An 11,628-nucleotide genomic window follows, 5' to 3' on the forward strand; every position below is an offset into this window, starting at 1 on the left:
GAAACATATAAAGGATTATGTCGTCTCACTACGAAGCACCCATTAGAAAACCTTTAGTTATAGGTGATAAATCTTATCACGATGTAACTGTAGATGTAGCTGCACCTGTTGAAGGTCCTGCAAACAAACATTGGTGGATTGTATTTTCAATCGCATTAATAGCCTTCCTTTGGGGGTTAGGTTGTATAATTTACACCGTATCTACCGGTATTGGAACATGGGGATTAAATAAAACAGTTGGTTGGGCTTGGGATATCACGAACTTCGTTTGGTGGGTTGGTATTGGTCACGCCGGAACATTAATTTCTGCGGTATTATTACTTTTCCGTCAACGTTGGAGAATGGCGATTAACCGTTCTGCAGAAGCTATGACTATCTTCTCAGTAGTTCAAGCAGGTTTATTTCCAATTATTCACATGGGACGTCCATGGTTAGCATACTGGGTTTTACCTATTCCAAATCAATTTGGGTCTTTATGGGTAAACTTTAACTCACCATTACTTTGGGACGTTTTCGCAATTTCAACATATCTTTCGGTATCATTAGTTTTCTGGTGGACTGGTTTATTGCCTGACTTTGCAATGCTACGTGATAGAGCGGTAACTCCTTTTACAAAAAGAGTTTATTCTATCCTAAGTTTCGGATGGAGTGGAAGAGCTAAAGATTGGCAACGTTTTGAAGAAGTATCATTAGTATTAGCTGGTTTAGCTACTCCTCTTGTACTTTCTGTACACACGATTGTATCTATGGACTTTGCTACTTCTGTAATTCCGGGATGGCATACAACAATTTTCCCTCCATACTTCGTTGCTGGAGCGGTATTCTCAGGATTTGCTATGGTAAATACATTGTTGATCGTTATGAGAAAAGTATCTAATCTTGAAGCTTATATTACACTACAACATATCGAGTTAATGAACATTGTAATCATGATTACTGGTTCTATCGTAGGGGTAGCATATATCACTGAGTTATTTGTAGCTTGGTATTCAGGTGTAGAGTATGAGCAATATGCATTCTTAAACAGAGCTACTGGACCTTACTGGTGGGCATATTGGTCGATGATGACTTGTAACGTTTTCTCTCCACAATTTATGTGGTTCAAGAAATTAAGAACAAGTATCATGTTCTCATTTATTATTTCGATTGTAGTAAACATCGGAATGTGGTTTGAAAGATTCGTAATTATTGTTACTTCTTTACATAGAGATTACCTTCCATCTTCTTGGACAATGTTTTCACCAACATTTGTTGATATTGGAATTTTCATTGGAACGATAGGTTTCTTCTTCGTATTGTTTTTATTATACTCTAGAACATTCCCTGTAATTGCCCAGGCAGAGGTTAAAACAATTTTGAAAGGAACAGGAGATAATTACATTAGAGAAAGAGCAAATAAAGATTCACATCATGAGTAATAAAGTAATATACGCCATTTATAATGACGATGATATTTTGATGGATGCAGTAAAGAAAACCAGAGCTGCTCATCATCATATTGAAGAGGTTTTTACTCCATTCCCAGTTCACGGATTGGATAAAGCTATGGGTTTAGCACCAACAAGATTAGCAATTTGTGCATTTTTATATGGATGTGTTGGTATTTCTGTTGCAACAACCATGATGAGTTATATCATGATTCATGATTGGCCACAGGATATTGGAGGTAAACCAAGTTTTAGCTTCATTCAAAATATGCCTGCATTTGTACCAATTATGTTTGAGATGACAGTATTTTTTGCTGCTCACTTAATGGTTATTACTTTTTATATGAGAAGTAGATTGTGGCCATTCAAAGAAGCTGAGAATCCTGATGTAAGAACAACAGATGACCATTTTTTAATGGAAGTTGCTGTAAATGATAACGAAGCAGAACTAGTTTCTTTTTTCGAAGGTACAGGAGCTGTTGAAGTTAAAGTAATTGAAAAGAATTAATTGTAGCTATGAAAAGGATATATAAAATAACACTTTTAGTTGGTATAACTATTTTAGTTTCATCTTGCCACAATAATTCGGCACCAAACTATCAGTATTTCCCTAATATGTATGAGTCTGTAGGTTATGAAACCTATTCAGAAGCAAAAATATTTAAAGGTGGAAAAGAAGGACAGCTTCCTGCAGCAGGAAGTATCAATAGAGGTTTTGAGCCTTATGAATATGAAAATTCAACTGCTGGTTATGAATTGGCTAAAGCTAATTTAAAATCACCTTTGACTGAAGAAGAAAGAAATTCCGGAAAAGGAAAAGAACTTTTCGAAATTTATTGTATCAGTTGTCATGGTGCAACTGGAAACGGTAAAGGTAAATTGGTTGAAAGAGAAAAATTTCTTGGAGTACCTAACTATAAAGACAGAGAAATCACTGAAGGAAGTATCTTTCACGTTGAGACTTATGGTCTGAATGCAATGGGTTCGCATGCAAATCAATTAAGTGCCCACGAACGTTGGTTAGTTGCTGACTATGTTCTAAAACTAAGAAGCCAATTATAATTGTTGAACAAACTGATCGTAATAGATATGTATACATTTTCAAGTAAATTAAAAACTTTTTCTATCATCCTAATGGCCCTTGGTATATTAGGAATTGGATATGGTTTTTTAACTGCTCCTAAAGATATTCAAGAAGTTGAAAAAATTCTAGCTGCAGATGCACATGGATCTCATGGCGCTGCACATGAAGCAACAGCAGAAACTTCTCATCAAGAAGCTGGACATCACGAAGCTGCTGAAGCTTCTCATGAATCACACAAAGGTGGTGAGCATGAAACAGTAAATGCTGCTGATGAGCACAAAGAACATTTAACGCATGTATTGCACCAATTGCAAAATAAGCCTTGGTCAGCTTTATATGTTGCTTGTATTTTCTTCTTACTACTTTCTATGGGAACATTAGCATTTTATGCTATTCAACAAGTTGCTCAGGCAGGTTGGTCTCCGGTTTTATTTAGAGTAATGCAAGGAATCACTGCTTATTTACCAGTAGGTTCAATTATTTTCTTTATTATTTTAGTTCTTTGCGGATTACACTTTAACCACGTTTTTGTATGGTTAGGTGAAGGGGTTACAGATCCTAATAGTGCAAACTACGATAAAATTATTGCTGGTAAGGCAGGTTACTTAAACTTTCCTTTCTGGATTGTTAGAGCCGCTATCTTTTTAATAGGATGGAACTTATACCGTTACTATTCAAGAAAAAATTGTTTACTTCAAGATGAAGCAAACGATGATCTATACTACAAAAAGAACTTTAAGTTAACTGCTGGTTTCTTAGTATTCTTTATCGTATCTGAGTCTATTATGTCTTGGGATTGGATTATGTCAATTGATCCACACTGGTTCAGTACTTTATTTGGATGGTATGTTTTCGCATCTTTCTTCGTAAGTGGTATTACTGCAATTGCATTAGTAACTGTTTACTTAAAATCTAAAGGATATTTAGAGTATGTAAATACAAGCCACATTCACGATTTAGCTAAATTTATGTTTGGTATTAGTGTTTTCTGGACTTATTTATGGTTCTCTCAATTTATGCTTATCTGGTATGCTAACATTCCGGAAGAGGTAACTTACTTCGTAACAAGAATTCAATTATACAATTTGCCATTCTTTGGTGCTGTAGTTATGAACTTTGTGTTCCCATTATTAATATTGATCAATACAGACTTCAAACGTCTTAGCTGGGTTATTGTAATGGCAGGTACTGTTATCTTACTAGGTCACTATGTAGATTTCTTTAATATGATTATGCCTGGTACAGTTGGAGATAAATGGTTTATTGGAGTTCCTGAAATTGCATCTATACTTTTCTTCTTAGGTTTATTTATTTTTGTTGTATTTACTGCATTAACTAAAGCTCCTTTGTTAGCAAAAAGAAATCCTTTCATTGAAGAAAGTAAACATTTTCATTATTAATATTTAAAGAAGTAAACAGATGACAAGTTTGTTGGTAATTATAGTTTTAGTTTTATTAGCAGTTGCATTATGGCAATTGACCAAGATATTTGATCTTACTCAAGTAGGATCTTCTTCGGACGATTCTCAGGTTGCATCAGATAATGATAATAATATTCAAGGGTATATTATGTTTGGCTTCTTGGCATTCATATATATATTTACGATTTATGGTTTACTAAAATGGGGTGGTTTAGCACTTCATACTCCAGCTTCAGAGCATGGACTTTTAGTAGATAGCTTAATGAATATTACTTGGGTTTTAATTTTTGTAGTTCAATTTATTACACAAGGTTTATTGTATTGGTTCTCTTTCAAAAATAGAGGTCATAAAGATAGAAAAGCATTATTCTTTGCTGATAGTAATAAATTAGAAGCAATTTGGAGTATTATTCCATCTGTAGTTTTAGCTTGTTTGATTCTTTACGGATTGTACGCTTGGAACAACATTATGTTCGTTGATAAAGATGAAGATGTAATCGAAATCGAATTATATGCTCAACAATTTAAATGGACTGCAAGATATGCTGGACAGGATAATGTTTTAGGAAAAGCAAACGTACGTTTAATTGAAGGTGTAAATACTTTAGGAGTTGATATGTCAGATCCTAATTCTCAAGATGATATCGTAGTTTCTGAATTACATATCCCAAAAGGTAAAAAAATACATTTCAAAATGCGTTCTCAAGACGTATTACACTCAGCTTACATGCCTCACTTTAGAGCGCAAATGAACTGTGTTCCTGGAATGGTTACTGAGTTTGCTTTTATTCCAACTTATACAACATCTGAATACAGAGAGTTACCATTCATGGTAGAAAAAGTTGCGAACATCAATAAACTTAGAGCTGAAAAAAGTGTTGAGTTAGTTGCTAAAGGTGGTACAGCTTTAGATCCTTATACATTTGATTATTTATTATTATGTAATAAAATTTGTGGAGCTTCTCATTACAACATGCAAATGAAAGTTGTTGTTGATACTCCTGAAGAGTATAAAAAATGGTTAAGCGAAAAAACTACTTTAGCTCAGGATATTAAAGCGGCTGAAGCTGCTAAGAAACCAGCTGAAGAAGCAGGAGCGAAAGCGACTACAGATAGTACTGCTAAAGATACTGTTAAAGCAGTTATTGATACTGTAAAAGCAGTTGTAGCTAAAGTTGCTATGAAATAATATTTATTAAGAAAATTTAAAGTACACATATATGTCAGCAGAAGCGCACGGTCACGATCACGGACACGATCACGAGCACGAACATCATCATAAAGACACGTTCATTACTAAATATATATTTAGTATTGATCACAAAATGATTGCTAAGCAATACTTAATTACCGGTATTATCATGGGAATTATTGGTATTGCAATGTCTTTGCTTTTCAGAATGCAATTAGCATGGCCAGAAGAGTCTTTCAAAATCTTTAATGTTTTATTAGGAGATAAATTTGCACCAGATGGTGTAATGGCTAATGATATTTATTTGGCCTTAGTTACAATTCACGGTACCATCATGGTATTCTTTGTACTGACGGCTGGTTTAAGTGGTACTTTTAGTAACTTACTTATTCCACTTCAAATTGGAGCAAGAGATATGGCTTCTGGATTCATGAACATGATTTCATACTGGTTGTTTTTCTTGTCTGCTGTGATTATGTTGTCTTCTTTGTTTGTTGAAGCTGGACCAGCTTCTGCAGGTTGGACAATTTATCCTCCATTAAGTGCTTTACCACAAGCGATTCCAGGTTCTGGAACTGGTATGACTTTATGGTTAGTTTCAATGGCAATCTTTATCGCATCTTCTTTAATGGGATCTTTAAATTACATTGTTACAGTTATCAACTTAAGAACTAAAGGAATGTCTATGACTAGACTTCCACTTACAATCTGGACATTCTTCGTAACAGCTATTATTGGTGTTATTTCATTCCCAGTATTGTTATCTGCAGCATTATTATTGATTTTTGATAGAAGTTTTGGTACTTCATTCTTCTTATCTGATATTTATATCGCTGGAGAAGTTTTACATTACCAAGGTGGTTCTCCAGTATTGTTCGAACACTTATTCTGGTTCTTAGGACACCCTGAGGTTTATATCGTAATCTTACCTGCAATGGGTCTTGTTTCTGAAATTATGGCTACGAACTCTCGTAAACCAATCTTTGGATACAGAGCGATGATTATGTCAGTTCTTGCAATTGCATTTTTATCTACAATTGTTTGGGGTCACCACATGTTTATTTCAGGTATGAATCCTTTCTTAGGATCTGTATTTACCTTTACAACTTTATTGATTGCGATTCCATCTGCTGTAAAAGCTTTTAACTGGATTACAACATTATGGAAAGGTAACTTGCAATTTAACCCTGCAATGTTATTCTCTATCGGAATGGTTTCTACTTTCATCACTGGAGGTTTAACTGGAATCATCTTAGGAGATAGTACTTTAGATATTAACGTTCATGATACTTACTTTGTAATTGCTCACTTTCACTTAGTAATGGGTATTTCTGCACTTTACGGAATGTTTGCTGGTATTTACCACTGGTTCCCTAAAATGTACGGAAGAATGTTGAACAAAAACTTAGGTTATATTCACTTTTGGGTAACAGCAGTTTGTGCTTACGGAGTTTTCTTCCCAATGCACTTTATTGGATTAGCTGGTTTACCAAGACGTTATTATACAAACACAAACTTCCCATTATTTGATGATTTACAAAATGTGAATGTTTTAATTACAACATTTGCTCTTGTAGGAGGAGCTTTCCAATTAGTATTTTTGTACAACTTCTTTAGTAGTATTTTCTACGGTAAGAAAGCAGTTCAGAATCCATGGAAATCTACAACATTAGAATGGACTACTCCAGTAGAACATATTCACGGTAACTGGCCAGGTGAAATTCCTCACGTATACCGTTGGCCGTATGACTATAGTAACCCAAATCACGATGTAGATTTTGTACCGCAAAATGTACCAATGAAAGAAGGTGAAGAAGTTTTACACCACTAAAAATATTTAAAAAAGACCATCTGAAAAGATGGTCTTTTTTGTTTTAACTAAAGTTGGAATTTGACCTGAAGTTTCAGTGTTTTATTTGAGATTTATCTGTTTTACAAACTGATTACTTTGTCTATCTTTGTAAAATGAATGAGAACCTAGATCCCACTACAAATGGGTATAACCCAGAAGAATTAGATCTTGAAAAAAGATTACGTCCGCTGTCCTTTGATGATTTTGCCGGACAAGATCAAGTTTTAGAGAATTTGAAAGTTTTTGTTGCTGCTGCCAATCAACGTGGTGAAGCGCTTGATCATACACTTTTTCACGGACCTCCCGGATTAGGAAAAACTACTTTGGCAAATATCCTTGCTAATGAGCTTGAAGTTGGAATCAAAATTACATCTGGTCCTGTCTTGGACAAACCTGGAGACTTGGCTGGTTTATTGACTAACCTTGATGAAAGAGATGTTTTATTTATTGATGAAATTCATCGTTTAAGCCCAATTGTTGAAGAGTATTTGTATTCGGCAATGGAAGATTTTAAGATTGATATTATGATCGAGTCTGGTCCAAATGCCAGAACTGTGCAGATCAATCTAAATCCTTTTACTTTAATTGGAGCTACAACTCGTTCAGGATTATTAACGGCACCTATGCGTGCACGTTTTGGAATTTCATCACGATTACAATATTATACTACAGAACTTTTGACTACTATTGTCGAAAGAAGTTCTTCTATTCTTAAAATGCCAATATCATTAGATGCTGCTATAGAAATAGCCGGTAGAAGTCGCGGTACACCTCGTATAGCAAATGCATTATTGCGTAGAGTTCGAGATTTTGCACAGATTAAAGGTAACGGAACTATTGATCTTGAAATTGCACGTTATGCTTTAAAAGCACTTAATGTCGATGCACATGGATTGGACGAAATGGATAATAAAATTTTACTGACAATTATTAATAAATTCAAAGGTGGGCCAGTTGGTCTTTCAACTTTGGCAACTGCCGTTTCTGAAAGTAGTGAAACCATTGAAGAAGTATATGAACCATTCTTGATTCAGGAAGGTTTTATTATGCGTACTCCGCGTGGTCGAGAAGTTACGGACAAAGCTTATAAACATTTAGGAAAAATAAACACCAACATTCAAGGTGGATTGTTTTAAAAATAAATTATGAAGCACTTCCTTTTATTCTTGTTGTTTGCTTTTTGTAGTTCTTTTGGGCAAAGTAAGTCTTTTTCGCATCTTGCTTATGGGAAATCATCTCAACAAGCTTTAGATCTGTATATTCCTAACGGAGATTTAAAAGAAATACCTGTTGTTATATTGCTGCATGGTGGCGCATGGTCAATGGGCGGACTTCAATATAACAGTAAACATGCTCAGGACATTTGTAATAAAGGATTTGTTGTCGCTAATGTCGATTATCGTTATGTAACGGAAGAAATTTCGGCAAAGGATTTATTAGCAGATATTCAAGCAGCTGTTACGTATGTTTCAGATGTTTCCGGTAAATATGGATATGCTAAAAAAGGATATCATATTGTAGGGATTAGCGCTGGTGCTCATTTGGCTTTATTATATGGATATACCAAAAAGAACATGAAGTCGATAACCGCACTTTGTGCTCCTTCAAGATTAGATTCTGTTGAAGTATTAGAATTTCTTAAGAAGAATGTTCTTTTGGATGTTATCGAAAAATTAGCTGGAGCAAAATTTAATACAACGGGGACTAATCCTGCATTTATTGCAATAAGTCCTTTCAGAAATATTTCGAACACACCGACATTACTGATACATGGTGATGCTGATCCTTTGGTTAATGTCAGTCAATCTCAAAATCTTTATGCTGAATTAAAAAGCAAAGGTGTTGAGACAAAATTACTAATTAGAGAAGGAAAAGGACATGATGTTGGTATGAATTCACCTGATACTGAAGCTCAGAATATAAAAGATATTACCGATTGGATTATCATGCATAATAAGTAAATTTGATAAGTAAGAAAAAATAAACACCAAGATTCAGTGTAAGGTGTTTTAATTCTATTTAAAATGTCTGAGAACAGAAAATATAATTACCCGAACAGACTTTCGATATTAAGATTTTTTCTCGATGCTGAAGGAGTGCGTAGAAATCCGATTCCATTTCATAAAAGATATTTTGAGCAATTTGGAGATTCTTTTTCTCTTAAAATTGGTCTTTCTAAGCATATCATTTTATCAAGAGATAATGAAATTGCACAGTATATTTTGCAAAAGAATCAAAAGAATTATCATAAGTCAAAATTTCAATCTGTATATCTTTCAAAATATTTAGGGAAAGGACTTTTGACTGTTGACGGTGATTTTTGGCTAAAGCAAAGAAGATTAATTCAACCAGCTTTTCATAAACAAAAGATGAATCAGTTAGTTGAAAATATGAATTTGACTATTGCTTCTGAATTGGATAATTTAGAAGAAGAAAAGACAATTGATCTTTTTCCTGTAATGAGTCAATTAGCCTTTAATGTTGTGGCTAAATCACTATTTCAGCTTTCCATTTCAGAAGAAAAACTAAATCGCATAAAATTTATTATTGAAGAAGTTCAGAATTTTTTAATCAAAGAAATTAGGCTTCCACATAAAGCATGGTGGTTTTCTGTTACGGGGCAAGTGAAAAAACATCTTGAATTGGCAGAAGAAAATAATGGAATCATTCAGGAAATTATCGAGCAAAGACTGGCTTCGAAAGAAGAGATTAACGACTTGCTGAATATGCTTTTAGAAACCCGATATGAAGATACGGGAGAAGGTATGTCGGTTAAACAATTAGTTGATGAAATAAAAATTTTGTTTATAGCTGGTCATGAAACAACTGCAAATGCATTGACTTTTACACTTCATCTTTTAGGAAGAAATCCTGAGATACAGCAAAAAGTTCTCGATGAGATTATCGAAATAGAATCTCAAACGCAGGATATTGTTGAGCAACTTCAAAAAATGACTTATACAAATGCTGTTCTAAATGAATCGATGCGTTTGTATCCACCAGCCTGGATTACGGACAGACAAAATGTTACGGATGATACGCTTGCAGGTTTTCATATAAAAAAGGAAACTCTTATTGGAGTTTCTTTCTACGAATTACATCGAAATCCTAAATATTGGGCAAATCCGGATGAATTTAATCCGGAACGATTTCTTGGAGAGCAGAAAAAGCTTTCTATGCAATACTTTTATCCTTTTGGCGCCGGTCCCAGAATGTGTATAGGAGCTGGGTTTGCTATTTACGAAATGTGTTTGACTATTGCTCAAATTGTAAAAAAATATGAGATTAAATCAAATACAGATGAAGTTCAGTTTAATCCTTTAATTACATTAAAACCAGTTGGTGTAGAAGTTTCATTTTCGAAAAGATGAGTATTAATGCAAAAGAGACATATTCGAAATTTATAAAATCAGAAGCAAAACGCCTCGGTTTTCTTTCTTGCGGAATATCTAAAGCTGGATTTCTGGAAGAGGAGGCATCGCGTCTTGAAAAATGGCTCAATAATAACCATCATGGGCAAATGGCTTATATGGAAAACTATTTTGATAAACGCTTGGATCCAACTTTATTAGTTGATGATGCTAAAAGCGTTGTTTCACTTTTATTAAATTATTATCCGGAAGAAACCCAAACTCAGGAAAGCTTTAAAATTTCTAAATACGCTTATGGACAGGATTATCATTTTGTAATCAAAGAGAAGTTAAAAGAATTTTTGCATTCGATTCAGGAAAATATCGGAGACATTTCCGGACGTGCTTTTGTTGATTCTGCGCCTGTTTTAGACAGAGCTTGGGCAGCAAAAAGTGGTTTAGGCTGGATTGGTAAAAATGGTAATCTGTTGACTCAAAAAGTGGGTTCGTTTTATTTTATTGCCGAACTTATTCTTGATTTAGATTTAGAATATGATCATGCTACTACAGATCATTGTGGTTCTTGTACAGCTTGTATTGACGCTTGTCCTACACAAGCAATAGTTGCGCCTCATGTGGTTGACGGAAGCAAATGTATCTCTTATTATACCATTGAGCTTAAAGAAAATATTCCTTATGAAATGAAAGGAAAATTTGACGAATGGATGTTTGGTTGTGATACTTGTCAGGATGTTTGCCCTTGGAATCGGTTCTCGAAACCTCATTCAGAACCTCTTTTTAACCCGAATCCAGAACTACTTTCTTTTTCAAAAAAAGACTGGATCGAAATTACAGAAGAAACTTTTCGTGCTGTTTTTAAAAATTCTCCTATTAAAAGAACCAAATATGATGGTTTGAAACGCAATATTACCTTTCTGGAATAGCTTAAAAAAAGTTGTTTTTCTTAAGAATTTTTGCACTCGTTTTTTGTAAGGATTATAGATTAAAAACGATTACTGCGAGACATCTTATTTTTTTAAAACGCGTGAGATTAATACCTATAATTTTATTGGAAGTTATGCTTTAACTCCAAGAGATATTGTCGCAGAAAGTGTAATTATTTTTTATGTAATAATTTGTAAAACCTATCTAAATGAGCTAGTTAGCTTTTTCGGACTTTTAGATATTAATAAAATAATGTAAAATACTGTTTATCAGTGTTTAAAGAGGAGTCGTGATGTTGTCACGTCTCCTCTTTTTGTAAGATATTATTGGTTTTTTGTCACAGAATTAACTAAAAGC

At 34.1% G+C, this 11,628-nt stretch carries 10 protein-coding genes; all 10 read left to right on the forward strand.

The features are described from left to right. Window positions 1-17 precede the first annotated feature (17 nt). The 10 genes from nrfD (at window position 18) to queG (ending at window position 11,270) form a co-directional block, all read left to right on the forward strand. Window positions 18-1,418 (forward strand): NrfD/PsrC family molybdoenzyme membrane anchor subunit, encoded by a 1,401-nt coding sequence (gene nrfD / locus CLU81_RS16120; RefSeq protein WP_041516374.1) that lies wholly within the window; start codon window positions 18-20, stop codon window positions 1,416-1,418. After that, window positions 1,411-1,935, forward strand: a complete 525-nt coding sequence (locus CLU81_RS16125; RefSeq protein ID WP_041516373.1) for a DUF3341 domain-containing protein — start codon at window positions 1,411-1,413, stop codon at window positions 1,933-1,935. The genes nrfD and CLU81_RS16125 overlap by 8 nt, the downstream gene beginning before the upstream one ends. Before the next feature lie 8 nt (window positions 1,936-1,943). After that, window positions 1,944-2,489, forward strand: coding sequence for a cytochrome c (locus CLU81_RS16130; protein ID WP_099710741.1), 546 nt, complete (start codon window positions 1,944-1,946; stop codon window positions 2,487-2,489). Window positions 2,490-2,516: 27 nt separating this feature from the next. Then, window positions 2,517-3,911 carry a quinol:cytochrome C oxidoreductase gene (locus CLU81_RS16135; protein WP_099710742.1) on the forward strand — a complete coding sequence of 465 codons (1,395 nt, stop codon included), beginning with the start codon at window positions 2,517-2,519 and terminating at the stop codon, window positions 3,909-3,911. Between the two features lie 19 nt (window positions 3,912-3,930). After that, on the forward strand, window positions 3,931-5,121 hold the full coding sequence (locus CLU81_RS16140) for a cytochrome c oxidase subunit II (RefSeq protein ID WP_099710743.1): 1,191 nt from the start codon (window positions 3,931-3,933) through the stop codon (window positions 5,119-5,121). A 31-nt stretch (window positions 5,122-5,152) separates the two neighbouring features. Beyond that, on the forward strand, window positions 5,153-6,955 hold the full coding sequence (locus CLU81_RS16145; protein ID WP_099710744.1) for a cbb3-type cytochrome c oxidase subunit I: 1,803 nt from the start codon (window positions 5,153-5,155) through the stop codon (window positions 6,953-6,955). 134 nt (window positions 6,956-7,089) lie between these two features. Next, window positions 7,090-8,112: a Holliday junction branch migration DNA helicase RuvB gene (ruvB, locus tag CLU81_RS16150; protein WP_055096839.1), complete on the forward strand. Its 1,023-nt coding sequence runs from the start codon at window positions 7,090-7,092 to the stop codon at window positions 8,110-8,112. A gap of 9 nt (window positions 8,113-8,121) precedes the next feature. After that, window positions 8,122-8,937 (forward strand): alpha/beta hydrolase, encoded by an 816-nt coding sequence (locus CLU81_RS16155; protein WP_099710745.1) that lies wholly within the window; start codon window positions 8,122-8,124, stop codon window positions 8,935-8,937. A 63-nt stretch (window positions 8,938-9,000) separates the two neighbouring features. After that, window positions 9,001-10,347, forward strand: coding sequence for a cytochrome P450 (locus CLU81_RS16160; RefSeq protein WP_099710746.1), 1,347 nt, complete (start codon window positions 9,001-9,003; stop codon window positions 10,345-10,347). Beyond that, window positions 10,344-11,270 carry a tRNA epoxyqueuosine(34) reductase QueG gene (queG, locus tag CLU81_RS16165; RefSeq protein ID WP_099710747.1) on the forward strand — a complete coding sequence of 309 codons (927 nt, stop codon included), beginning with the start codon at window positions 10,344-10,346 and terminating at the stop codon, window positions 11,268-11,270. The genes CLU81_RS16160 and queG overlap by 4 nt, the downstream gene beginning before the upstream one ends. Window positions 11,271-11,628 lie beyond the last annotated feature (358 nt).

Origin of the sequence: Flavobacterium sp. 9 (assembly GCF_002754195.1) — a bacterium.
In the GTDB taxonomy this organism is placed as follows: Bacteria; Bacteroidota; Bacteroidia; order Flavobacteriales; family Flavobacteriaceae; genus Flavobacterium.